This is a genomic window from Akkermansia massiliensis (assembly GCF_018847375.1).
In the GTDB taxonomy this organism is placed as follows: domain Bacteria; phylum Verrucomicrobiota; class Verrucomicrobiia; order Verrucomicrobiales; family Akkermansiaceae; genus Akkermansia; species Akkermansia massiliensis.
In genome coordinates this window covers 2,581,137-2,604,420 of record NZ_CP072036.1, presented here as the reverse complement: position 1 = coordinate 2,604,420, position 23,284 = coordinate 2,581,137, and the positions used below count along the sequence as shown (strand labels likewise).

20 protein-coding genes are annotated in these 23,284 nt (G+C 58.6%); 9 read left to right on the top strand and 11 right to left on the bottom strand.

All coding sequences use genetic code 11. The annotated features are described in order from the left end of the window. Positions 1-113: 113 nt before the first annotated feature. The gene (locus J5W70_RS10855) at positions 114-713 is read right to left on the bottom strand and encodes a hypothetical protein (protein ID WP_022398235.1); all 600 of its coding nucleotides are present in this window, start codon (positions 711-713) and stop codon (positions 114-116) included. Between the two features lie 91 nt (positions 714-804). Further along, positions 805-1,743 (bottom strand): PA14 domain-containing protein, encoded by a 939-nt coding sequence (locus tag J5W70_RS10850; RefSeq protein ID WP_022398234.1) that lies wholly within the window; start codon positions 1,741-1,743, stop codon positions 805-807. 52 nt (positions 1,744-1,795) lie between these two features. On the opposite strand from J5W70_RS10850, the gene J5W70_RS12860 reads away from it, so the two are divergent. Then, on the top strand, positions 1,796-1,921 hold the full coding sequence (locus tag J5W70_RS12860; protein WP_257228277.1) for a hypothetical protein: 126 nt from the start codon (positions 1,796-1,798) through the stop codon (positions 1,919-1,921). Positions 1,922-2,137: 216 nt separating this feature from the next. Here the strand turns inward: J5W70_RS12860 and J5W70_RS10845 are convergent, their stop codons facing one another. Next, complete coding sequence (locus J5W70_RS10845; RefSeq protein ID WP_022398232.1) at positions 2,138-2,647, bottom strand: thioredoxin family protein; 510 nt, start codon at positions 2,645-2,647, stop codon at positions 2,138-2,140. A gap of 103 nt (positions 2,648-2,750) precedes the next feature. On the opposite strand from J5W70_RS10845, the gene J5W70_RS10840 reads away from it, so the two are divergent. Beyond that, positions 2,751-3,470, top strand: a complete 720-nt coding sequence (locus J5W70_RS10840; RefSeq protein ID WP_022398231.1) for a YwaF family protein — start codon at positions 2,751-2,753, stop codon at positions 3,468-3,470. A gap of 103 nt (positions 3,471-3,573) precedes the next feature. Here J5W70_RS10840 and J5W70_RS10835 read toward each other — a convergent pair whose 3' ends face one another. Both J5W70_RS10835 and J5W70_RS10830 read right to left on the bottom strand, forming a co-directional pair. Next, positions 3,574-4,947 carry an NADase-type glycan-binding domain-containing protein gene (locus J5W70_RS10835; RefSeq protein ID WP_215832817.1) on the bottom strand — a complete coding sequence of 458 codons (1,374 nt, stop codon included), beginning with the start codon at positions 4,945-4,947 and terminating at the stop codon, positions 3,574-3,576. Positions 4,948-5,033: 86 nt separating this feature from the next. Continuing rightward, positions 5,034-5,261, bottom strand: coding sequence for a hypothetical protein (locus J5W70_RS10830; protein WP_215832816.1), 228 nt, complete (start codon positions 5,259-5,261; stop codon positions 5,034-5,036). A 416-nt stretch (positions 5,262-5,677) separates the two neighbouring features. Here J5W70_RS10830 and J5W70_RS10825 point away from each other — a divergent pair, with 416 nt between their 5' ends. From J5W70_RS10825 to J5W70_RS10800, 6 genes are all read left to right on the top strand, one after another. After that, positions 5,678-9,223 carry an adenosylcobalamin-dependent ribonucleoside-diphosphate reductase gene (locus J5W70_RS10825; RefSeq protein ID WP_215832815.1) on the top strand — a complete coding sequence of 1,182 codons (3,546 nt, stop codon included), beginning with the start codon at positions 5,678-5,680 and terminating at the stop codon, positions 9,221-9,223. 110 nt (positions 9,224-9,333) lie between these two features. Beyond that, complete coding sequence (locus J5W70_RS10820) at positions 9,334-10,041, top strand: DUF5131 family protein (RefSeq protein ID WP_215442616.1); 708 nt, start codon at positions 9,334-9,336, stop codon at positions 10,039-10,041. Between the two features lie 164 nt (positions 10,042-10,205). Further along, complete coding sequence (locus tag J5W70_RS10815; RefSeq protein WP_022398225.1) at positions 10,206-11,138, top strand: shikimate dehydrogenase family protein; 933 nt, start codon at positions 10,206-10,208, stop codon at positions 11,136-11,138. Continuing rightward, the gene (locus J5W70_RS10810; RefSeq protein ID WP_022398224.1) at positions 11,131-12,156 is read left to right on the top strand and encodes an A/G-specific adenine glycosylase; all 1,026 of its coding nucleotides are present in this window, start codon (positions 11,131-11,133) and stop codon (positions 12,154-12,156) included. The genes J5W70_RS10815 and J5W70_RS10810 overlap by 8 nt, the downstream gene beginning before the upstream one ends. After that, positions 12,153-12,731, top strand: a complete 579-nt coding sequence (gene aat, locus J5W70_RS10805) for a leucyl/phenylalanyl-tRNA--protein transferase (protein WP_022398223.1) — start codon at positions 12,153-12,155, stop codon at positions 12,729-12,731. Before J5W70_RS10810 ends, aat begins: the two co-directional genes overlap by 4 nt. Positions 12,732-12,778: 47 nt before the next feature. Then, complete coding sequence (locus J5W70_RS10800) at positions 12,779-13,369, top strand: four helix bundle suffix domain-containing protein (RefSeq protein ID WP_022398222.1); 591 nt, start codon at positions 12,779-12,781, stop codon at positions 13,367-13,369. A 129-nt stretch (positions 13,370-13,498) separates the two neighbouring features. Here the strand turns inward: J5W70_RS10800 and ppdK are convergent, their stop codons facing one another. The 5 genes from ppdK to J5W70_RS10775 form a co-directional block, all read right to left on the bottom strand. After that, positions 13,499-16,243 (bottom strand): pyruvate, phosphate dikinase, encoded by a 2,745-nt coding sequence (gene ppdK, locus J5W70_RS10795; protein WP_102726264.1) that lies wholly within the window; start codon positions 16,241-16,243, stop codon positions 13,499-13,501. 214 nt (positions 16,244-16,457) lie between these two features. Beyond that, positions 16,458-16,919 carry a hypothetical protein gene (locus J5W70_RS10790; protein ID WP_022398219.1) on the bottom strand — a complete coding sequence of 154 codons (462 nt, stop codon included), beginning with the start codon at positions 16,917-16,919 and terminating at the stop codon, positions 16,458-16,460. A gap of 189 nt (positions 16,920-17,108) precedes the next feature. Further along, positions 17,109-18,647 carry a glucose-6-phosphate isomerase gene (locus J5W70_RS10785; protein ID WP_022398218.1) on the bottom strand — a complete coding sequence of 513 codons (1,539 nt, stop codon included), beginning with the start codon at positions 18,645-18,647 and terminating at the stop codon, positions 17,109-17,111. A 24-nt stretch (positions 18,648-18,671) separates the two neighbouring features. Next, entirely contained in the window at positions 18,672-19,760 is a 1,089-nt protein-coding gene (locus J5W70_RS10780; RefSeq protein ID WP_102728817.1) for a tetratricopeptide repeat protein, read from the bottom strand. Between the two features lie 95 nt (positions 19,761-19,855). Beyond that, complete coding sequence (locus J5W70_RS10775) at positions 19,856-20,749, bottom strand: class I SAM-dependent rRNA methyltransferase (RefSeq protein ID WP_102731005.1); 894 nt, start codon at positions 20,747-20,749, stop codon at positions 19,856-19,858. A gap of 109 nt (positions 20,750-20,858) precedes the next feature. On the opposite strand from J5W70_RS10775, the gene J5W70_RS10770 reads away from it, so the two are divergent. Then, on the top strand, positions 20,859-21,038 hold the full coding sequence (locus tag J5W70_RS10770) for a hypothetical protein (RefSeq protein WP_215833023.1): 180 nt from the start codon (positions 20,859-20,861) through the stop codon (positions 21,036-21,038). A 99-nt stretch (positions 21,039-21,137) separates the two neighbouring features. Here J5W70_RS10770 and scpA read toward each other — a convergent pair whose 3' ends face one another. Then, a complete protein-coding gene (scpA, locus tag J5W70_RS10765) occupies positions 21,138-23,282 on the bottom strand; it encodes a methylmalonyl-CoA mutase (protein ID WP_022396076.1) in 2,145 nt (714 codons plus the stop codon). Positions 23,283-23,284 lie beyond the last annotated feature (2 nt).

The window sequence follows — 23,284 nt, the reverse complement described above, 5'->3', positions numbered from 1 at the left end:
CTGAAATACAAAAAAAGGCCTGCTTCCTGAAAGGAACCGGACGGGGAGATGAAACATGCCCGGGCAACAAGGAAGGGCCTGCCGGAAAAACGGAAAGAAAAAAGAGTAAGACGTTATTTGCCGGAAGAGGGCCGGAAGCGGGCAGCCTCCGATTCTGCGGTGATCCTGGCGGGTTCGATATGAAGGAGTTTCCTTATAGCTCGGCCCCGATCGCTCTCCGCCATCGGGAAGTAAATGACGTCGTCTCCCAGATCATAGGAATCCAGGCCCGGGATACTGTCCGCCGGAGCAAAAGATTCCGGCGTGTCCGGCAGTTTTTTTACCTCCTTGGAGGAGGCAAGGGTATAATACATATAATTACCGGAATACAGTTCCGTTTTAGGGGAGCTGCCCGGTTCCGGTTTAGAGAAGCTGACCGCAGAGTGTTTATGGGCAGCCCAGCTCCACTGGATCAAAGCCTCCACAGGAATGTCCCCTCGGAGAGATTGGACGACGCGGGCGTAGTACGTTATCTCCTGGTCCGTTTCTACCGTCTTATAAATAATAACCGCCAGGAGAATGTCGCTTCTCCGCAGGTACATGGCCGGGCTGTAAAGAGAAGCATCCGCGGCCACTTCAGCCTGCGTGGGAAAGGGGGGGGAAGATGGCGCTGCGCTGGCCGATACGGGTATCAGTCCGGAAAGCAAACAACAAAAGAGTGGTGTTTTATCCATAGAAATGGGTAGATTACTTTCTTTCCCATTATGTTCAAAAACGGAGCGAATGCTTTAAAAGCATTCGCTCCGTAAAAAAGAAGTTGATGAATTATTCAGCGTCTTTCAATGTCGCCCGGTTGATTAACCAAATGGGGCCAGTCAGGAAACTGCCAATGGAGATGTTGTCTCCCGGACACATTCCTGCGTGACCCTTTCCGGCAAACACAATAATGTCGCCCGGCTGCGGGCTGCAATAGCCTGTATCCTGGCCGTCGGCATAGTCCGGGTCGCCCAGGAGCTTTTGCACACAAGCGGCCATGTCCCTTGCACGGATGATCACGTGGGTTTTACCTCCCAGCGCATCGGCGTTCGCCTTGTCTCCAATGAGCTCCGCCCCTGCTTCGTTCTTCAAGTCCTTTCCGAAGGAACTCAGCGCGATACTCATGCGCAGGGCGCAGCTGTTATAATAGCTGCGCAATTGCTCAGGTACATTGTCCTCAATTTCCTTCAGGTGGGCCTGATAGAGCCACCCCCCGATGTAGGACCAAACCTGTCCGGGATTGGGCATGGTGACATAATCCACCATATTGTAGCATTTCAGCAGTTTTTGGGCATCCTCCGTCTTCCAAAGATTGACGGGGGCATCAATTTCCCAAAGTTCCAGGTCAGCCCCATCCATTTGAGGAACGAATTCTTCCGCATTGGGATAGGGGGCAATGGCATCCGGAACCTTCAGGTTCTCATGATGGAGCTTGACGTAATGGTAACCTTGCTTGAGTTCCTTCTTGCCCTCCGCCTTCTTGGAGGAGTTGCCGTCCTTGAGTTCCACCACTTTCTGGTTGTCTATTTCCAGGTAACCGTTGTCGTCCATCTGAATGGTAAAGGCATATTCCTTATCGAAGGGGATACGGATGTATCCTTCCCAGTCATGGACGCCGGTTTCTTCCGTCTTGTGCCAGACGATTTTGGGAGCGTCTTTTTTCTTCACCTTGTAACGAGGATTATTTTCAGCGTCGAGCGGGTGAAATGGTATAGTTGATATAGCCATAGTGTTTATGTTTTCAATTCATTTATTGTTGAATGAACTGGTCATTCAGTCCATGGTCACCTTGAAAGATTTCTCTCTCCCCATCAACACGTTCAACGCGTATTCGGCAGACAGGGAAAGGGCCGAAACGGCGCAGGAATCAGGTGAAAATAAAGGGCATCAAAAATACAAGCATTGATGGCCAATAATTAAACATTCCAATCTCTCCGTCCCGGGAAGAAATAAATGCGCCTTCCGCCTGCACATTCCGGAATTTTGCCAAACCGTCTCCAATACGAAATATAAGAGGCGCCTCCAGAAGGAATATACCTCTCCGGACTATTGACGAGTGTTCATCTACAGGGAATTGGTCATTTTTCCCTGTAACCATGCAGAGGCCGCAAAGGAAATTCCTTTACTGCACCCGTATGGTCTGTTCAATCAGTTCGTTCAGGCGGGGGGCGGAAACGCCGCCGACCATTTCCTTCAGCTTCATGCCTTCCAGATACAGGACCGTTAGCGGAACGGCTTCCAGCCCGTACTTGCGGGCCACGTCCGGATAAGCGTCTGCGTCAATCAGCACGGCGAACGCCTTGCCGTCCTGCGCCGCGGCGTAGGACTTGACCGCCTGCACGTAGTCCGTGGCCGGGCGGCTCCAAGGGGCATAAAAGACAATCAGCACCTTGCGGCCGGAGAGTTCCGTGAGCTGCCTCATGTCCTCCCCCTTGTAGTCCATCCACACGGGGGCCTTCTTTTTAGGCTCCGCGGGGGGGAGAACTTTTTTGGGAGGGTCAAACGTTCTTTCCAGGGGGCGCGGAGCGGGCTTCTTCTCCGCGTAGCGGGCGCGCCGTTCGCTGGAATCGTCGCATCCGGTCAGGCCGGCCATCAGCAGGCCGCTGACCAATATGAACAAGCCCTGTTTCATTCCGCAGGCAAGTATGCCCGGGGAAGGCGAATTTGCAAGACTGAAACCCGTCCCGCTTTTCGCGTTGCCCCCGCCCCCCCTTCTCTGTTATGGTAGCCGTTGCATGAACGGCGTCCCTCCACTGGAATTTGCAGGGGTTTCCCACTGGGCGGCTTTGGCCGTTCTTCTGGCGGCGGGAGTTTGCATCATGGAACTGGGGCAGTCCTACAAGAAAACCGTCAGGAACCGCACCACGTTCTGGCTGGGAGTCGCCTGCCTGTTCAGCCTGGTTCCGGACCTGGCCGCCATGCTGGCGGATGAACCGGAAAAGAGCTGGACGTGGATGCTTCCCCTGCATTTCTGCTCCGTCATGCAGGTGCTCTGCGCCCTGAGCCTGTGGATTCCCTCCCGCCTGCTGCGCTCCGTGGTGTACTACTGCGTGCTGTGCGCCACCTTGCAGGGGCTGCTCACCCCATCCGTGGCCCACGATTTCCCGTCGTGGACGTACTTCGCCTTTTTCCTGTCCCACGGCGTAACGGTCATCACGGCCCTTTACCTGCCGCTGGCCCTGGAATGGAAGCCGGCGCGGTGGGATTTCCTGTGGGCCCTTCTGCTGGCGAACGTATATCTGGCCGCCGTCCACCCCGTCAACATGCTTCTGGAAACCAATTACGGGTTCACCGTGGCTACGCCTGCGGGCGGCTCCGTGCTGGACCTGTTCGGGCCGTGGCCCTGGTACCTGCTGTGGATGCAGATTCCGGCGCTCGTGCTGATGTACCTGCTCACGCTTCCCTTCCGCCATTATCCCAGAGGACGCACGGGCAGTTCCCTGTTCCATCATTGAGAAAGGCCCCACCATCCGCGCCAGACTGTTCATGCCGGAACTACTGCGAAAGAGGAAAGGCGCGGACTCCCGATTCCGGACAAGAAGGGCCGGAACGAGCCTTTTATTGGACAATAGGCTTGAGGATGCCGATGTAGGTGTCCGACGTTCCGGTTCCGCGATAGATGGAATCTATCCTGATCTTGATGGTGTGCACAGGCTGCCTGTAGTACGGCGGCACGACGATCTGGGGCGTCCAGTCATCCCGCAGCGTGGCGTCAAAGGTGTAATTACCGTTCAGCGTTACCTGGATGACTTTGGGGCGGCTGAACATAGAATAGGCTATGTTCGGATGCCGCCGCGCTTCCGTATCCCTTTCCGGATTGGTCACCGGGGAAATGCCGGTTTCCAGCATGATGCCCAGCAGCCGTCCCGGATTCTTGAGCTTGATTTCCAGGGTTTCCCCCTGCCCGTCTCCGGAAACGCCTTCCGCCCAATAGCCGGTGCCGTTCTTCAGGTTATCCGGGGAGCACGGCGCGCCGTAGGGGTCCTTCTCCAGAGTAGAGCTGGCCGTCACATCATACTGGTCCGTCAGGGTTCCCTTTTCACCGCGGATGGTGACCTGGCCGTCCTTGTCCAGCACCCAGCCGGGGCCGGGCGTCAGCACCACGGAGGAAGCATAGGGCCTGCCGTCCGCTCCCAGCAGGGACCAGGTATAAACGCCTTTGGGCGTAGTCACAATGGATTTGGCATCTGCGGACGGGTCCAGCTTGACGGATTGGTTGGTCATCTCCGAGCTGTATACATTCACGACCGCCCTGGGGGTGCCTCCCGTCCAGGTCATCACCGGAGAGGCGAGCAGCGTCAGACGGGGTTCCCCCATGTTGACCTTCGGTTCCGGCGTAATGGCAATATCCTGCGTATAAGGCACGGAAAACTGGAAGGTAAGCACATGAGTACCCGCCTTGTTGGGAACCTGGGCCACCAGCCAGTGGGTGATTCCGGCAACGGGGGACATGGTGGGAGCGTCCGCCTGAAGATGCCGCCCTTCCACCAGGGAGGAATCACATTTCAAATCGTCCACGGACGTCACGATGTCCTGCACCGCCTTCGTAAAAGGCAGGTTGCGTATGGGCTCCGGCTTTGCGGCATTGGCCTGTTCATCCGGCGGATCATACTGGAACGGCACGCCCACGGAGATGGTCTTGCCCTTGACGCCTTTGGGGATGTCCAGCGCGCAGGTGTAAATCAGAAAGGCCTGGTGCTGTTTCAGGGACACGGTAACGTCCAGGGCGTTCAGCCGGATTCCGTCCGCCTGCGTCAAATCCATGGGGACCGGCAAGCCGGGCGCCGGAGCAATGCATTGAAGGGAGACGTTCCGCGACCGGGGTTGCGGGGCCTTTTCTGCGGCGCTCTGTTCCTTATGCTGAGGGTCTGCGGCCAGGACCGGCATGCAGCACACGGCGCCGGTCAACCAGATCAGGGTAGCCAATCTCATGGCCGTTAAAATAACGCCTTGCAGCACGTTCATCAAGGCTCATTTGAGGCAGATGGATAAGCCTTTTCCTCCTCCTGCTTCCCGCCTTAAAAAACAAGGGAGAGGCCATTTTTTAATCCGTAAAATCCGTAGCCGGCAGGCATTCGTTTCAAGCCCAGGAATGTTGTCCCATGTTTTTTAAAAGGGCTTGTTGAGACTTTTCCGGAACGACTTTTTGCCGGATGGGTGAAGAGCGGCGCCCTTGTGAAGGGGAGCAGAAGGAGGCCGCTCCCAACCGGATAGAAAACCGGCATGGACATCAGATGCTTTACCATGTTATTAATCAACAAAATTCATTCACTGGTAATAATCAACAGGAATTTTTACATAACAGGAAATACACGCTGCAATATCCATCCATCCGGCCCCTTAACGCCTTCTTATTGCCGGGGGTTTCCCATGAAAAAGCCCCCTCCGGGAGAGGCGAATAACGTTCTGCAGGAAGGCGCCCGTCAAGCAAAAAAAATGGAGTGTCAGGCAGACAAAAAAAATTCACGCAAGACAGGAGCAAAATTTCTCGGAAACCGGGATAAAGCACAACATGTGGGATACAGAAAAAAAGACTGTACAATATTTCCTTTTCATCGCGATTATTTTTCAGTAGATAATGCAAACGCTACGCGCCGCCCCAACCCCGCGACGGAGCGCTGCCTCACGGGATTTCTCCCAAACGCTTTCTACTTCGCAAGCCATGACTATAGACAACTCGCAAACCATACTCAAACTGCGTACAGGACAGGAAATCATCCTCCCCCAGAGGAAGGACCTTCTGGGCGGTCTGAAATTCACCAGAAGATTTTCCCACAACGAAGTCCATCCCTATGATGAAGTGGACTGGACCCGCCGCGACGTCCGCATCATGGATTGGAAGACCGGCAAGACCATTTACGAGCGCCTGGGCCTGGAAGCGCCCGCGCACTGGGATGACAACGCCGTCAAGATCACGGCGGACAAGTACCTTTTCGGCAGTGAACCGGGGTCCCTGGAATATGAAGACAGCTTCCGCAATATTTACGACCGCATTTCCAACACCTACACCGTATGGGGCTGGGAGGAAGGCTACTTCGCCACGCTGGAGGACGCGGAGATTTTCAACGAGGAAATCAAGGCCATGCTGGTGCAGCAGATTTGGGCTCCCAACTCTCCCGTATGGTTCAACATCGGCCACTGGGAACAGTGGCGCTGGGGCCGCCCGGACCTGCGGGAAAGCTATACCGGCCACGGCAACAAGGCCTACCACACCAAGGGCACCAAGAACAACCTGAAGACCTTCACGGTCCAGTCCACGTATGAATATCCCCAGTGCTCCGCCTGCTTCCTGACGGAAGTGGGGGACAGCATGGAGGACATCCTGGATCACCTGACCACGGAAGGCCGCATTTTCGCGTCCGGTTCCGGCGTGGGCATCAACCTTTCCACCCTCCGTTCCTCCAGAGAGCCCATCAGCGGCAAGGGACGCTCCTCCGGCCCCATTTCCTTTGACCGCGGCTGGGACCGCATGGCCGGGGCCATCAAGTCCGGCGGCAAGACGCGCCGCGCTGCGCGCATGGTGCTGATGTTCAGCGACCACCCGGACATTTTCGAGTTCATCAGCACGAAGAACCGCCAGGAAGACATCGCCAAGGTGATCCTGCGCGAGCACAACGTGCACGTAGAGCTGAAGCAGATTGCGGAAACCAAGCTGGTGGCGGGAACCCCGGCGGAAAAAGCCGCCGCGCGCCTCATTCTTTCCCTGCCGCTGGCTACCCGGAACAGCTTTGACCCGCACATGGACGCCCTGCTGTACGGGGAAACGCTTTCCCACCAGAACGCGAACCATTCCGTCTCCCTGAAAGGCGACTTCTGGCAGGCCCTCGCCAACAACGGCAATACCTACACGCGCTGGGTCACGAACCCGGCCCACATTGAACAGACTTTCCGGGCCCAGGAACTGCTGGAAGCCATGGCGAAGTCCATCTGGGACAACGGGGAGCCCGGCGTGCACAACAATGACGTGATCAACCTCTGGAACCCCGTCAAGTCCATCGGCTCCATCACTACCTCCAACCCCTGCTCCGAGTACGTCTTCCTGAACAATACGAGCTGCAACCTTTCCTCCTTCAATGCCTACCGCTTCCTGACGAAGGATGAGGACGGCAAGCCCGTCTTCGACGCGGACGCCCTGACCCACGCCGCGCGCCTGGCGATGGTCTGCGCTGACCTGAACGTGGAACGCGGCGGCTTCCCGATTGAAGAAATCGCGGAAGGCACCTACAAGTACCGCACCACGGGCATCGGCTTCGCCAACGTGGGCGGCTCCCTGATGGCGCTGGGCGTTCCGTACGATTCCGACGAAGGCCGCTGGATTGCTTCCCAGCTTTGCAGCGCCCTGACGGCGGCCTGCTGGACGGCCTCCGCGGAGATGGGAGCGGAACTGGGTTCCTACGTGGAATACCCCGCCAGCAAGAAGGACCTGCTGGCCGTGCTGCGCCTGCATAACGCGGCCCAGAAGCTGGCGACCGCCCTGCCCGCCCAGAAGGATTCCAAGACTCTGGACGACCTGATTGAGAACATCATCGCCAACGCCGGCGGAGTGCTGCCGGAAGCGCAGGGGCTGACCGCCTCCTACGCCCTGCATGCCTATCTCAAGAGCTTCAAGGCTCCCACCCTGATGAACAAGGAGCGCATCGCCCCCGCCGCCAAGCTGGCGGAAGCCGCCTCCGGGATGTGGGCCAAGGTCGCCAAGGCTACGGCGCACCGCAACGCCTTCGTCTCCGTGATGGCCCCCACGGGCACCATCTCCGCCCCGCTGGGCTGCTACGATGAAGGCACCACCTCCATTGAACCGGATTACACGCTGGTGAAGTGGAAGCAGCTTGCGGGCGGAGGCTCCCTGAAAATGTTCAACCGCCTGGCCCTGGAAGGCCTGCGCTCCCTGGGCTATGCGGAAGACTTCGTCAATGAAGCCGCCCTGGAAGTGGCCGGCCTGGACGGCCTGATTTCCGCGTTCCAGGGGAATATGGACGCCGTCGTGAACCAGCTCATCGTGGACCCCTGCAACGACCAGGCCGGACCCGTGCGCCTCGCGTGGCGCCGCCTGCTCTCCGGCACGGAATCCCGCAGCGAGATTCAGGAAAAGGTGGCCTATATCAGCAACCCGGCCAACATGTCCGTGCTGACGGCGGATGAACTGACCGTCATCAATGGCTCCGCCCACATTGAGTCCATCCCGTGGCTGGACAAGAAGGACCTTCCGGTCTTTGACTGCGCCGCCACCAACGGCAACGGCATCCGCGCCATCTCCCCCGCCGGCCACGTGCTGATGCTGGGAGCCCTCCAGCCCTTCATTTCCGGGGCGTGCTCCAAGACGGTGAACATGCCCGTCTCCGCCACCGTGCAGGAAGTCTACGATTCCCTCATCATGTCCCATGACCTGGGCGTGAAGTGCATCGCCATTTTCCGCGCCGGCTCCAAGGCGAACGCCGTTTACGTGGTGGACACGCCGGAAACCCGCATGTTCAAGGCCAACCACGTCTGGGAACAGCTGGTGAACGCCGGATCGGACGCCATTGACGAGATCATCGCGGAAGCCTCCAAGCCGCGCCAGCGCAAGCTGCCCGGCCGCCGCCTGGGCCAGACCGTGAAGTTCTCCGTGGGCGGCCAGCTGACGGGCTACCTGACGGTGGGCGTGTATGCGGACGGCACCTGCGGGGAAGTCTTCGGACGCCTGGGCCAGGTGGGCTCCTTCGCCTCCGGCATGTTTGAGGCGTACTGCAAGCTGCTCTCCACGGCCCTCCAGTTCGGCGTGCCGCTCAAGGAAGTGGTCAAGGGCTTCCGCAATTACTCCTTTGAGCCTTCCGGCTTCTGCCGCGTGGGGGACGATACGGAGGCGGATACCTGCACGGAAATCCGCTCCTGCGCCTCCGTGGTGGACCTGATCGCCAAGATTCTGGCGTGGCTCTTCCCGGAAAGCAACGGCTACCGCCTGCGGGACGTGTTCTCCATCCCGAGCGTCAGCCTGCCCGGCCAGGCTCCGGACACCACGGTGAGCGTGCTGCCCCCCCGCATCATCACCGCTCCGGTGCATCTTGAAACCCCGGCGCTGCCGGAGGTTCCCGCCGCCGGCAAGGCGCCGGAAGGCACCATGCTCAACGGCGCTTCCCTGTGCCCGCAGTGCCATTCCCTGGCCTACGTGCAGGACGGCAAGTGCAAGTCCTGCCGCTCCTGCGGGTATAAGGATGGCGGCTGCGGAGAATAAACGGTAAACGGCTTATTCCCGTACCTTCTATTTCAAGGCGGAACCCGGCCAGCTTCCGGGTTCCGCCTTGCTGATGCTTTCCCCAGCTCCAATCCATCAGAATCAATCAAATGGCTATGTGGAACCCATGGCGCGGATGCCACCGGTACAGCGCCGGGTGCAAATTCTGTTATATTCATCAAGCCGACAGACGGAGGGGAATGAATACGGACGAGATCGTGAAAACAGACAATTTTCATGCCCCCGTGCTGAAGAATAAAAAGGGAGATTACAGAATGAAACCCGGCCAGACCGTGTATCTGGGCTTCTCCACGGATTTTCTCATCCGGGAGGCGGACCCATGGCGCGGCGAATGCTGGGAAATGATCCGGGAACGCCGGGACCTGAATTTTATTTTCCTGACCAAAAGAATTGAACGGTTCATGGAATGCATCCCCGGTGACTGGGCGGACGGCTATGACAACGTCACCATAGGCTGCACGGTGGAAAATCAGGACAGGGCGGATTTCAGGCTCCCCATCTTCAACAAGCTTCCCATCAAGCATAAAAACATCATTTGCCAGCCGCTTCTTGAGCAGGTGGACCTGGCCCCGTATTTGAACCAGATTGAACTGGTCGTCGCAGGCGGAGAATCCAACAGCTGCGCCAGGCCCCTGAATTATGAATGGATCTTATCCATCCGGGAACAATGCATCCGGAGCAAGGTCCATTTTGAATTCAGGCAATGCGGGACAAACTTCATCAAAGACGGGAAAATGTACCGTCTTCACGTCAGGCAGCTATGCAGCCAGGCGAAGAAGGCCGGCATCAACTGCTGACCTCCTGCCCGGCGTGCGGCAGAAAAAAGCGCCGCCCCCACGCGTTCCGGACTACGGGGCAAAAAACCACCCGGAAGAAGGAATGATAGGCGTTTGCCTTGAAATCCGGCGTAACTTCATTCATAGTACAGCGTGAACGCCTGAGCCCGTTCCTCTATCTTTCCATGAAACCCTACTACACCCTGGCCGATCTTCTGGATGAAGAACATCCGTTTGATGCCGGAGAATCCGTTCCCGCCAGACTGGCCGTGATCGGCTTCCCCATCGCCCATTCCAAATCTCCCGCCATGCAGCAGGCCGCTCTGGATGCCGCGGGCATCCGTGCGCGCTACATCCGCATCCAGGCTTCTCCGGAAGAGTTTGCGGACGTGGTGCGCCTGCTCCGGGAAAAAGGATTCCTAGGAGCCAACGTCACGGTGCCCCACAAGCAGGCCGCCTGCTCCCTGTGCCATGATACGGACGCCCTCTCCCGCGCTACGGGTTCCGTCAATACGCTCGTCTTTCAAAAGGACGGCTCCGTTTCCGGCTTCAATACGGACGGTCCGGGCTTTGGACGCGCCATCCGGGAAGAATTTTCCGTGGACCTGCGCGATTTGAAGGTAGTGCTTCTGGGCGCCTGCGGCGGGGCCGGGCTGGCCCTGGCCTACACCTGCGCCATGCAGCACTGCGAGCGGCTGACGCTGGCAGGCAGGTCAGAAGAAAAGCTCCAGGCCCTTAAGGACAAACTGAGTTCCTTTTTCATTGACGAACACAGGCTGGAAGGACCATCCGACCGTCTGGCGGCCCACCTGAACAACACGCCGCGGTTCAATTCCGCCGTGGCGGAAGCGGACCTGATCGTCAACGCCACGTCCCTGGGCCTGAAACCTACGGACCCCTCCCCCGTGCCGTCCGCCCTGCTTTCCGCCCACCACCTGGTGTATGATTTACAGACGCATGACGACGCTTTCCAGATGGAAGCCCGCTTCCAGGGAGCCAGGGTCTCCAACGGCCTCTCCATGCTGGTTCACCAGGGGGCCCTTTCCTTTGAACGCTGGTTCGGCATCAAGCCGGACATTTCCGTCATGCGCCAAGCCCTTGAACAAAAGCATGCCTGACACCAAACCCGATTTTGACATCCGGGCTTTCCGGAACGCGCTGGTGGAGTGGTTCCGGCGGGAGGGGAAGGATTACCCGTGGCGCCGGACCACGGACCCATGGCACATCCTGGTTTCCGAGCTGATGCTGCAGCAGACCACCATTCCCACCGTTCTGGGAAGGTATGAACGGTGGATGCGCCAGTTCCCCACTCCCGGGCACCTGGCCTCCGTGGACGAACAGACGGCCCTGCGCTCCTGGGAGGGGCTGGGGTATTACCGCCGCGTGCGTTCCCTCCAGGCCATCGCCAGGGAGATTGTCCACGAATTCGGCGGAGAGTTCCCGGACAACCCGGAAGGGCTGAAACGCCTGCCGGGCATCGGCCCGTATACGTCTGGGGCCCTGCTTTCCTTCGCCTTCAACAAGGCCGCCCCCATCGTAGACGCCAATGTGGCGCGCGTGCTGGCCCGCATTGACAATTATTCCGTGCCTGTGGATTCCACGGAAGGGTTGAAGTACCTGTGGACCCGCGCGGAAAATCTGGTGGATCCGGAACATGCCCGCGAATTCAATTCAGCCATCATGGAATTGGGGCAGACCTACTGCAGGATCAGCGCGCCGGACTGCCTGCTCTGCCCCGTGCGCCCATTCTGTTCCGCGGAGCAGCCGGAAATGCTGCCTGTCAAGAATCCCAAGCCGGAAATTACCCGGGTGGAACACCACGACGTTCTCTACCTCCGCGGTAAATCCATCCTGCTGGCAAGATGCCCGGAAGGGAAGCGCCACGCCGGCATGTACCGTTTCCCCCAGCGGGAGGACGACCATACCCTTTCCCTGCCCCATGTGCTGAAACAGACCTACAGCGTCACCCGCTACAAGGTGACCCGCTACATCCACCATGTGACGGAATCCCCGGCTTTTCTGGAGGGGGAGGAACTGGTTCCTCTGGACAAGGTGCACGAGCTGCCCATGGCCTCCCCGGACCGCAAGGCCCTGAATTCCCCCATTCTAGGCAAACTGCTGGACCAAATCAGATGAATCCCAGACTGACACCGGAACTGGTTCTTTCCGCCTACTGCCAGGGGTGTTTTCCCATGGCGGACCCGGAAACGGGAGAAATTTCCTTTTACGAACCGGATCCCCGCGCCCTGATTCCGCTGGACGAACGCTTCCATATCCCTCACGGTCTCAAGCGCGTCCTGAATAAAAAACCTTTTGAACTCCGGATGGATACCGCTTTTCCGGATGTGGTCCATGCCTGTGCCCGGACGGACGAACCGGAGGAACAATGGATAGACGGGCAGATTGAGGAAGTGTACGGCAGGCTTCACGAGATGGGCTTTGCCCACAGCGTGGAGTGCTGGGATGAGGAAGGATTGCAGGGGGGCCTTTACGGGGTCTCCCTGGGGAAGGCGTTCTTCGGGGAGAGCATGTTTCACCGGAAAACGGATGCCAGCAAGATTGCCCTGGTAGCCCTGGTTCAGTACCTGCGGGCCCACCAGTTCCTTTTTCTGGATACGCAGTGGACTACGCCGCATTTGCTGAAGTTCGGCACGTACGAGGTTCCGGCGGGGGAATACCGGAAGCTGCTGAAGAGGGCGCTGGAGGGGTGAGGAGAAAATTTGGAGTTTATTTATTTTAATGGACAAAATGGGAATAAATGAACAGAATGAACTCCATGGACGGAATGTCTCATGGATTTATTCCCAAGCATGGAGGATACCGGAATCTGGTGGTATACCGGGTTGCGGAGATCATTTATGATTTCACGTTCCGGTTCTGCAATAAATACGTGAAAAATCAAGGCCGGACTTATGACCAGATGGTTCAGGCAGCCCGTTCCGGCATGCAGAATATCGCGGAAGGGAGCGTGGATTCAGGAGTCAGCAAAGCGTCTGAATTGAAACTGACGGGAATTGCCAAGGGAAGCCTTCAGGAACTAAAGGAAGACTACCTTTCCTATCTGCGCCAGCGGGGATTGGAACAGTGGGAAAACAACAGTCTTTACGCGCAAGAGCTGATCAGGGCCAGGTTTTCTTCTGCACAGGAAGTTATCCGGTGGGTGGGCAAGCACAGGAATTTCCGCCCGGACCATTTTGGAGCAAATACAGCCGTTATCCTCATTAACGTAGCCCTTGGCCTGCTTGCTAAATTGATTCAAGCCCAGGAAAAGGATTTCATGCAGAACGGCGGCATCCGTGAACGCATGACCCGCGCACGGCTGGAACAGCGCAAACACAGAGGCAAATAATCTTCTTATTTAATATTTTGGTCCACTCCGTCCATCAAGTCCCTTTAGTCCATCCCTCCCCCGTCTCCACAAAAAAGCCCGTGGTTCCGGAGAACCACGGGCTGTCTATTAACCCTTAACAAAAAAGGCTTACGCCTGTTCCAAAGCTGCCTGGGCGGCGGCCAGACGGGCGGTCGGGACGCGGTAGGGGGAGCAGCTCACGTAGGTCAGGCCCAGCGTGTTGCAGAACTTGACGGAAGCAGGGTCGCCGCCGTGTTCGCCGCAGATGCCCAGCTTGATGTCCGGACGGGTGGAGCGGCCGAGTTCCACGGCGATCTTCATCAGCTTGCCGACGCCTTCCTGGTCGATGGAGGCGAAGACGTTTTTCTTGATGATTTCCAGTTCCTGGTACTGCGGCAGGAAGGAACCGGAGTCGTCGCGGCTCATGCCCAGGCCCGTCTGGGTCAGGTCATTGGTGCCGAAGGAGAAGAACTGGGCGGTTTCCGCGATTTCGTCAGCCGTGACGGCGGCGCGCGGGATTTCAATCATGGTGCCGACGAGGTAGTCCACCTTGGCGCCCTTTTCTTCAAATACCTGCTTGGCCACCTTGTCAATGATGGCTTTCTGGATGTCCAGCTCCTTCTTGAAAGCCACCAGGGGAACCATGATTTCAGGCACCACGGCGAAGCCTTCTTCCTGGGAGACTTCCACAGCGGCTTCAAAGATGGCGCGGGCCTGCATTTCCGTGATTTCCGGATAGGCGATGCCGAGGCGGCAGCCGCGGTGGCCGAGCATCGGGTTGAACTCGTGGAGTTCAGCCACGCGGCGCATGATGACTTCCACGGGCATGCAGATTTTCTGAGCCAGGTCAAGCTGCTGTTCCTTCGTCTGGGGAAGGAATTCGTGCAGGGGCGGGTCCAGCAGGCGGATGGTGCCCGGCAGGCCCTTGAGCGCCTTGAAGATGCCCTTGAAGTCGCCCTTCTGGTAGGGAAGGAGCTTGGAAACGGCGGCCACGCGGTCGCTCTTCTTGGTGGAAAGGATCATTTCACGGACGAAGTCGATCCGATCCCCTTCAAAGAACATGTGCTCCGTGCGGCAGAGGCCGATACCGGTAGCGCCGAAGGCGATGGCGGTTTCCGTCTGCTTGGGGGAGTCCGCATTGGTGCGCACTTTCATCTTCGTGCAGTCGTCGCACCACTGCATGAGCCTGGCGAAGTTCTGGTAGGTGCGGCTGTCTTCCGGCTTCATGGTCTTGGAGATCAGCACCTGGATGATTTCAGAGGGGGAGGTTTCCACCTTGCCGGCGTACACCAGGCCGCTCGTTCCGTCGATGGACATGTAGTCGCCTTCATTGAAGGTCATGCCTCCAACGGTGACGGTGCGGTTGTTGTAGTCCACGATGACTTCATCAGCGCCGCAGACGCAGACCTTGCCCATCTGGCGGGCAACGAGGGCCGCGTGGGAGGAAACGCCGCCGCGGGCGGTCAGGATGCCTTCAGCGGCAATCATGCCGCGCAGGTCTTCCGGAGAGGTTTCCAGACGGACCAGGAGCACTTTTTCACCGTTGTCCGCAGCTTCCACGCAGCGTTCCGCATTCAGGTAGATGCGGCCGGTGGCGGCGCCGGGGCCGGCGGGAAGGCCGCGGGTGAGCATCTTGGCCTGCTTGATGGCTTCACGGTCAAAGATGGGGGTCAGCAGCTGGTCCACCTGGTCCGCGGGGATGCGGCGCACGGCGGTTTTCCAGTCGATCAGGCCCTGCTCCACCATTTCACAGGCGATGCGGAAGGCGGCCACGCCGGTGCGCTTGCCGTTGCGGGTCTGGAGCATGTACACGGTGCGGTCCTGAATGGTGAATTCAAAGTCCTGCATGTCGTGGAAGTGGTTTTCCAGCACTTCGCGGATGCGCATCAGTTCATTGAAGGCGGCGGGCATCACGTCGTGAAGGGCCGCTACGGGAGCAGGCGTACGCACGCCGGCCACCACGTCTTCACCCTGGGCGTTCATCAGGAATTCACCGTAAAATTCGTTTTCCCCGGAGGCGGGGTTGCGGGTGAACGCCACGCCGGAACCGGATTCTTCACCCGTGTTGCCGAACACCATGGCCTGCACGTTGACGGCGGTGCCCCATTCGGACGGGATACCGTATTTCTGGCGGTAAACGATGGCGCGGTCATTGTTCCAGGAACCGAACACGGCGCCGATGGCGCCCTGAAGCTGTTCCCAGGGGCATTCCGGGAATTCATGGCCGGTGCGTTCCAGCACCAGCGCCTTGAAGCGGGAGACCAGTTCCTTCAGGTCATCCGCGGAGAGCTTGGTGTCTTCCACATCCGCGTTGCCGTAGCGTTCTTCCTTGATGGCGGCGATGGCGGCTTCAAAGGGTTCGTGGTCTTCATCCGGGTTCTTCTGCACGCCCAGCACCACGTCGCCGTACATCTGGACAAAGCGGCGGTAGCAGTCCCATGCGAAGCGGGGGTTGCCGGTGGCCTTTACCATGGCTTCCACGGATTTTTCATTCAGGCCGAGGTTCAGAATCGTGTCCATCATGCCGGGCATGGATTCGCGGGCGCCGGAACGCACGGCCACCAGCATGGGCATGGCTTCCGTATCGCCGAACTTGCGGCCCAGGATCTGTTCCATCCTGGCAACGCCTTCCTTGATCTGCGCGTCAAGCTGGGCGGGATAGGTGCATTCGTGATCGTAGTAGTAAGTGCAGACCTCCGTGGTGATGGTGAATCCGGGAGGGACAGGAAGGCCAATGCGGGCCATTTCCGCAAGGTTGGCGCCCTTGCCGCCCAGAAGATTTTTCATGCTGCCATTGCCGTCGGCGGACCCTCCGCCGAAGGAATAGACGAATTTGTCAGTAGATGCGCTGCATGCGCAGGAATTGGTGGACATATCGATTGTTGTAGTCGAATTAATGATTCTGCCCAAACATCAACCACAGGAGCCAACAAAAGACCCGATAGCGAGTTAGGGTCGAGTAAGGATGCCCGCCGCCCCTCGCTTTGTCAACTCGAAATTGTACGGAAAACGGAAATGTTTTTTATGTTTTTTAGGGAAAAATATCTTCCGCTTTTTCTCTCCGTCTCCGTGCTCCCGGCTGCATTTTTCAAAGAGATTCCCGGAAGGAGGAATCCGGCTCGTAATAAAGGATATCCACCGGACATTCCACATAAATGGTGCCGCCCGTCCAACGGAGTAATGGAAGAATGATCCCCGGGATTCTATAATTCCGGGTGCGGGCTACCGTCATTTTACCCTTGATCCGCACATTGGGAGGTTCCGAAATATAACAGATATCCTGAATTTGCTTCCTTGTCACCCGGTCGATGTCCAGGATTGCGCGGCCCGTAAAATGGTAGGATACATCCGTGGAAAAAACCAGAATATTGGAACTGAAGTTGCTGTACCCGGCCTTGCGGCATGCTTCCTCCCCCGCCCTCTGCAATTCTTGCGAGGCTGTGGAGGACAAAACGTTGGAAAGGCCTTTTATGTGCACAGGGCTTTCCTGGGTAATGGAGCAGGAGGAAAGAACCAGCAAGGAGCTTCCCGCCAGAAGAATAGGTTTCATGATTTTGAGAGAGAATATTAAATTAATCCGAGTTTTTCGGAACGGATAAGTCTCCGCCGGAAGATGGGGTTCTTCAAGACAGCTTTAAGGATTCACGAGGACGCCGGCAGCGGCGGCAGTCCTTGTAAATAAAAAGCGGACGCTTATCAACCAGATAAGCGTCCGCCGGAAGGAATATGTTTTTTATTTTTACGCCTTGCAGAAGGTGTCTTCATCCGCGCAGGCCGCCTGGACCCACTTGACGGAGGAATCACTGGAGGCGATATGCACCAGGCAGTGGTACACGGCTTCCTGGTCCGCATCCAGCCGGGCAGCTACCTGGGCGGCGGTTTCCGGGGTGGAGCCAAGGGCCGCCCTTACTTTCCCCAGCAGGGCCAGGAAGGTTCCCGCGGCCTTTTTGCCGGCCTCCACGCCGGGTTGGTGGTAGGCGTTGATATTCACGAGGGAGGCATAGAAGGAGACGGCGCGCTCAAACAGGGCGACCAGCATGCCGAGCGTTTTGGCGTTCACTTCCGGAATGGAGATGGTGATGGAGGAACGGCCGGATTCCGCCAGCGCCTGGCGGGTGCCGCGCAGGAAGCCCTGGAGGAAGTCTCCGCAGGTGGCGCCCGCTTCCACTTCCACCGCGTCCGCGGAACATTCCCGCACTTCGATAAAGGTGGCGAAGAAGTTGTTCACGCCGTCGCGGAGCTGCTGCACATAGGCGTGTTGGTCCGTGGAGCCCTTGTTGCCGTATACGGAGATGCCCTGGCAGACTTCGTTGCCATCCAGGTCCAGCCGTTTGCCGAGGGATTCCATAATGAGCTGCTGAAGGTATTTGGAGAAGAGCACCAGGGCATCCTTGTAGGGGAGAACCACCATGTCCTTTTCCCCCTTGCCGTTGGTGGCCTTGTACCAGGCCAGCGCCAGCTTCATGGCGGCGTTGCATTTCACGCAGTCCTGGCGGGTCTTTTCATCCATCAGGCGCGCGCCTTCCAGCAGTTCATCCACGTCCACGCCCTGAAGCACGGCGGGAACCAGGCCGACCACGGACATGACGGACGTGCGGCCGCCCACCCAGTCTTCCATCGGGAAGCGCTTGAGCCAGCCTTCCGCTTCAGCCGTTTTGTCCAGTTTGGAGCCCACCCCCGTGACGGCAACCGCCTGGGGCGCGAATTCCAGTCCGTTCTTCCTGAAGAAGTCCTGGGCCACCAGCATGCCGTTGCGGGTTTCCGGCGTGCCGCCGGATTTGGAGATGACGACGACGAGCGTTTCTTCCAGCGGCAGGGATTCCAGCACTCTGTACATGCCATCCGGGTCCGTGTTATCCAGGAAGAACATGTCCAGCCCAGCGGCCGGGATGGCGTCCGCCACCAGTTCCGGGCCAAGGGCGGAACCGCCGATGCCGATGACGAGGGCGGCGGAGTATTGTTCCGCGCGGGGAGGCGTGATTTTGCCGTCCAGAACATCCTGGCCAAAGGCCTTGACGTCCGCCAGAGGTCCATCAATGGCGGCTTTCAGTTCCGGCGTGGGAGCCAGTGCGGAGTTGCGCAGCCAGTAGTGGCCCACCATGCGTTTTTCATCCGGGTTGGCAATGGCGCCGGATTCCAGCGCCTTCATGTCGGCGAATGCCCTGTCTATCCGCCCCTGCATGGAGGACAGGAAGGCGTCGTCCAGAGGAAGTTTGGAAAAGTCAAGGGAGATGCCCAGTTCAGGGTAGCGAACGAGTTGTTGTGCGTATAGGCTCATGATAGTAATGGATTGGAAAAAGAGTTACTGGAGTTTTTTCAGGATGCTTTTGGCCTGCACGTCATCCTGGTCCGCCGCTTTCTGGAACCATTCCCGGGCCTTGGCAGGGTCCTTGGGCATGCCAAAACCGGTGTGGTACATGATGCCCATGTTGTATTGTTCCGAGGCATAGCCTTCCGCAGCCGCCCGCTGGCGCATATGGAGCTGTTCCCTGGCTGCCGTGGCGGAGAGGCCCAGGGCCCGCGCGGCATCCGGCCACGTGGCGCCAAATTTGGAGGCGGAGGCGGCATAGCCCGCAGCAGCGGCCTTGCGGTTCATTTCATCCGCTTTTTTCTTGTCCCGCTTCACGCCGTATTTGCCCAGCTCAGACAGGAACGCCATGCCCCAGTAGCCGCGGGGACTGCCCAGTTCCGCCGCCTGCTGGAAGCATTCAAAGGCGTCTTCATATTTTTTGGTGCCCATGGCGCGCACGGCATCGGAGATGTGGAGTTCCGCCTCCTTCAATCCGGGGAATTCCGGGATGGCGGCCCATTCCCTCTTCAGTTCCTCCCGGTCCCTTTTGGATTTGGGGGGCATGCCGGACGGCCCGGAAAAGCGGAAGAGGGGGAAATACCCTTCCATGGCTCCCATGTTGCCCAGGCCGGACATCAGGAAGACGCCGGGGGATACCCTCCACATGTGCATGTACTGGATGCGGCCTTCCTGAAGGGATTCCTTGGCCACCCATTCCGGCATGTTCGCCGGTTCCCCGAATTTTTCCGTCAGGCCCACCAGAAGAGCCTTGTAGGCGGATTTCAATTTGGTTTCATACTCGGAACCGCGGCATTTGCTCCGGGAGTAGAAGACAACGGCCCTCAAGCCGCCGGAGGGGTCATAGTCAAAGTTCAGGGAAAAGGTCTGGCCGCCGATGGACTGTTTGGTCTTAAATACGCCGTTGAGGCCGGTGCGTGAAAGGAGGGCGTCCGTGGGCGGCCCTTCAAGCTGCTTGCTCTGCCTCAGGGTTTTCAGCACCTGGTCCTTGTCCATTCCCACCTCCAGGTTTTCATAGAGGGCGGCAAGCAGAGGGGCGCACGTAAGCGCGAAGAGTCCCGCAACATAGGCTAGTTTTTTCATAGAAAAAGTAATTGGGCGGTTTCCTACCAGACCGGGAGGGCTTTCAAAAGGATAAAATGCGTCAGCGGAGGTGAGGAAAATTTTTCATAAAATATTCATTTCCAATCTATCCACAATCTTTTCAGATAATCCTCTCCGGTGAAGTCCGGAGGCATGGGATCATGGGTCAGCCGGAAGCCGGGAAGAGCCTCCGCCACCATCCTGCGGAAGTCCGCGTGGCTCAGCTTGCGGCAGTTGCTGGTGCACAGCATCCAGCCGCCGGGTTCCAGGCATTCGCGCGCCTGGGCCACCAGTTCCCCGTAGTGGGATTCCACCCGGAACACCCTTCCCCGGTCATCCCGGGAGAAGGTGGGGGGGTCCAGAATAATGCCGTGGAAGGTGCGGCCCTGCCTGGAGAACCGTTCCAGCCAGCGGCGGACGTCTCCCTTGCAAAAATACTGGGTGGCGGGGTCAATGCCGTTCAGGCTGAAGTTTTCCCTGGCCCAGTCCAGGCACGGCTGAGCCAGGTCCAGCGTGGTCGTCTGAGCCCCTCCCAGGGCGGCATAAACGGAAAAGGCCCCCGTGTAGGCAAAGGTGTTCAGCACTCTCATGCCGGGGGCGCTCCGTTCCCTCACCTGGCGGCGGTGGTCGCGCTGGTCCAGAAAGATTCCCTGGGAATAACCGGTGGACATGTCTATTTTGAAACGCACGCCCTGCTCCGTGACCGTAAATTGCAGGGGAAGTTCCGGTCCGGCTATTTGCACGGGCGCCTCCTTCTGATTCTGTTCCAGCCTTTTGTGGAACACGGGGATATCCAGTTCCCGGAGTTCGCGCTCCAAATCCGCAGGGATGGGACAATCCCGCGTGGAGACCAGAACACGGTCTCCCATCTGGTCCGCAAATACGCCCGGGCGCCCGTCCCCTTCCCCGTCAATCACGCGGAAGATGTCGGTATCAGTGGGAATCAATCCCTTTTTGTAATCCAGGCAATGGCGGTAGGTGCGGCTCACGGCGGGACGAGACTACGGAATTTGACGGCGGGGGGCAATGCAAAAGCAATGAAAAGGGGGGAGAATCCTGTGGGTGCAGGGCTGTTCCATTGCCGCGGAAATGGACTTCATGGACTTCATGGACTTCATGGACTTCATGGACTTCATGGACTTCATGGACTTCATGGACTTCATGGACTTCATGGACTTCATGGACTTCATGGACTTCATGGACTTCATGGACTTCATGGACAAAGTAAAGATTAAGTCCATTCTGTCCATCAGGTCCATTCACTGCCATTCCGGATGAAAGCTCCCCATGGAGAGAGTCCGGGGAGCTCACAAAAAAGGGAGCCGGATCCAATGATCCGGCTCCCTGATGATTGAGGCTGTTTTTCCAACGAGGGCCTTAGTCGGCGTATTGTTCGTTGAGGGCTTCCATGATTTCCTTGGAGGCTTCCGGGATGTTGGTGCCGGGGCCAAAGATGGCCACAGCGCCGTGTTCCCTCAGGAAGTCATAGTCCTGGGCGGGGATGACGCCGCCGCAGAAGACCAGGATGTCCGGACGGCCCTGCTTGGCGAGTTCCTCCACCAGGGCGGGCAGCAACACCTTGTGGCCGGCGGCCAGGGAGCTCATGCCGATCATGTGCACGTCGTTTTCAATCGCCATTTTGGCGGTTTCTTCCGGCGTCTGGAAGAGCGGGCCTACGTCCACGTCAAAGCCGAGGTCGGCATAGGCGGAGGAGACCACCTTGGCGCCGCGGTCGTGGCCGTCCTGGCCCATCTTGGCGACGAGGATGCGGGGACGGCGCCCCGTGCGTTCGGCGAAGTCGTCCGTCATCTTGCGGACTTCCTCCACCAGCGGATCTTGACCATAGGTTTGAGCGTACACGCCGGTAATGAGTTTGATTGGTGCTTTGTGGCGCCCGAAGTGTTTTTCCAGGGCGGAGGAGATTTCACCCAGGGAGGCGCGGGCCTTGGCTGCCTTGATGGCAAGGTCAAGGAGGTTGCCTTCACCTGTGCGGGCGCATTCGGACAGGGCTTCCAGCGCGGCTTCGCACGCGGCGGAGTCACGTTCCGCGCGCAGCTTCTGCAGGCGGGCGATCTGGGCGTCCCGGACGGTGGTGTTGTCCACTTCCAGAATGTCCATCTTGGCTTCCTGTTCCAGACGGTATTTGTTGACGCCGATGATGGGCTCCTTGCCGGAGTCAATGGCGGCCTGGCGGCGCGCCGCGGCTTCTTCAATGCGCATCTTGGGCAGCCCGGTTTCAATGGCCTTGGCCATGCCGCCGAGTTTTTCCACTTCCTGAAGGTGGGCCCAGCCCTTGCGGATGAGCTCATTGGTCAGGTATTCCACGTAGTAGGAGCCGCCCCACGGGTCGATCACCTTGCAGATGGTGGTTTCATCCTGAAGATGGAGCTGGGTGTTGCGGGCGATGCGGGCGGAGAAGTCCGTCGGCAGGGCGATCGCTTCGTCCAGGGAGTTCGTGTGCAGGGACTGCGTGTGGCCGCAGGCGGCGGCCAGGGCTTCAATGCAGGTGCGGGTCACGTTGTTGAACGGGTCCTGCTCCGTGAGGGACCAGCCGGAAGTCTGGGAGTGCGTGCGCAGGGCCAGGGATTTCGGGTTCTTGGGGTTGAACTGCTTGATGAGCTTGGCCCACAGCACGCGGGCGGCGCGCATTTTGGCCACTTCCATGAAGTAGTTCTTGCCCTGGGCCCAGAAGAAGGAGAGGCGCGGGGCGAAGGCGTCAATGTCAATGCCGGCCTTGATCCCGGTGCGCACGTATTCCAGGCCGTCCGCAAGCGTGTACGCCATTTCCAGGTCCGCCGTGGCGCCGGCTTCCTGCATGTGGTAGCCGGAGATGGAAATGGAGTTGAATTTGGGCATGTACTTGGAGGTGAACTCAAAGATGTCCGCAATGATTTTCATGGAGGGATCAGGCGGATAGATGTAGGTGTTGCGCACCATGTATTCCTTGAGAATGTCGTTCTGGATCGTGCCGGAGAGCTGGTCCAGCGTGCAGCCCTGTTCCTGGGCGGCCACGATGTAGAAGGCCAGCACGGGCAGCACGGCGCCGTTCATGGTCATGGAAACGGACATCTTGTCCAGCGGAATGCCCTTGAAGAGGATTTCCATGTCCAGGATGGAGTCCACGGCCACGCCGGCCTTGCCCACGTCACCCACCACGCGGGGGTGGTCGGAGTCATAGCCGCGGTGCGTCGCCAGGTCAAAGGCGATGGAGAGGCCCTTCTGGCCGGCCGCCAGGTTGCGGCGGTAGAAGGCGTTGGATTCCTCCGCCGTGGAGAAGCCTGCGTACTGTCGCACCGTCCAGGGACGGGCCACGTACATGGTGGCGTACGGTCCGCGGAGGTTGGGGGCCACACCGGCGGTAAAGTCCAGGTGCAGGCAGTCGTCGTACACGCTTTCCGAGTAGGTGGGCGGCACGGGAATCTGTTCATTGGTCATCCAGGTTTCCGTTCCGGAAGCCGTGGCCGGGGCGCCGGCCTTGATTTCAGGATAGGAGGCGGATGCAAAATCAGGAATATTGCTCATTG

Excerpts from the sequence above, each read along its gene's own strand:
- J5W70_RS10855 (WP_022398235.1), bottom strand. The coding sequence starts at position 713 with ATGGATAAAACACCACTCTTTTGTTGTTTGCTTTCCGGACTGATACCC.
- J5W70_RS10850 (WP_022398234.1), bottom strand. The coding sequence starts at position 1,743 with ATGGCTATATCAACTATACCATTTCACCCGCTCGACGCTGAAAATAAT.
- J5W70_RS12860 (WP_257228277.1), top strand. The coding sequence starts at position 1,796 with ATGGTCACCTTGAAAGATTTCTCTCTCCCCATCAACACGTTCAACGCG.
- J5W70_RS10845 (WP_022398232.1), bottom strand. The coding sequence starts at position 2,647 with ATGAAACAGGGCTTGTTCATATTGGTCAGCGGCCTGCTGATGGCCGGC.
- J5W70_RS10840 (WP_022398231.1), top strand. The coding sequence starts at position 2,751 with ATGAACGGCGTCCCTCCACTGGAATTTGCAGGGGTTTCCCACTGGGCG.
- J5W70_RS10835 (WP_215832817.1), bottom strand. The coding sequence starts at position 4,947 with ATGAGATTGGCTACCCTGATCTGGTTGACCGGCGCCGTGTGCTGCATG.
- J5W70_RS10830 (WP_215832816.1), bottom strand. The coding sequence starts at position 5,261 with ATGGTAAAGCATCTGATGTCCATGCCGGTTTTCTATCCGGTTGGGAGC.
- J5W70_RS10825 (WP_215832815.1), top strand. The coding sequence starts at position 5,678 with ATGACTATAGACAACTCGCAAACCATACTCAAACTGCGTACAGGACAG.
- J5W70_RS10820 (WP_215442616.1), top strand. The coding sequence starts at position 9,334 with ATGGCTATGTGGAACCCATGGCGCGGATGCCACCGGTACAGCGCCGGG.
- J5W70_RS10815 (WP_022398225.1), top strand. The coding sequence starts at position 10,206 with ATGAAACCCTACTACACCCTGGCCGATCTTCTGGATGAAGAACATCCG.
- J5W70_RS10810 (WP_022398224.1), top strand. The coding sequence starts at position 11,131 with ATGCCTGACACCAAACCCGATTTTGACATCCGGGCTTTCCGGAACGCG.
- aat (WP_022398223.1), top strand. The coding sequence starts at position 12,153 with ATGAATCCCAGACTGACACCGGAACTGGTTCTTTCCGCCTACTGCCAG.
- J5W70_RS10800 (WP_022398222.1), top strand. The coding sequence starts at position 12,779 with ATGAACAGAATGAACTCCATGGACGGAATGTCTCATGGATTTATTCCC.
- ppdK (WP_102726264.1), bottom strand. The coding sequence starts at position 16,243 with ATGTCCACCAATTCCTGCGCATGCAGCGCATCTACTGACAAATTCGTC.
- J5W70_RS10790 (WP_022398219.1), bottom strand. The coding sequence starts at position 16,919 with ATGAAACCTATTCTTCTGGCGGGAAGCTCCTTGCTGGTTCTTTCCTCC.
- J5W70_RS10785 (WP_022398218.1), bottom strand. The coding sequence starts at position 18,647 with ATGAGCCTATACGCACAACAACTCGTTCGCTACCCTGAACTGGGCATC.
- J5W70_RS10780 (WP_102728817.1), bottom strand. The coding sequence starts at position 19,760 with ATGAAAAAACTAGCCTATGTTGCGGGACTCTTCGCGCTTACGTGCGCC.
- J5W70_RS10770 (WP_215833023.1), top strand. The coding sequence starts at position 20,859 with ATGGACTTCATGGACTTCATGGACTTCATGGACTTCATGGACTTCATG.
- scpA (WP_022396076.1), bottom strand. The coding sequence starts at position 23,282 with ATGAGCAATATTCCTGATTTTGCATCCGCCTCCTATCCTGAAATCAAG.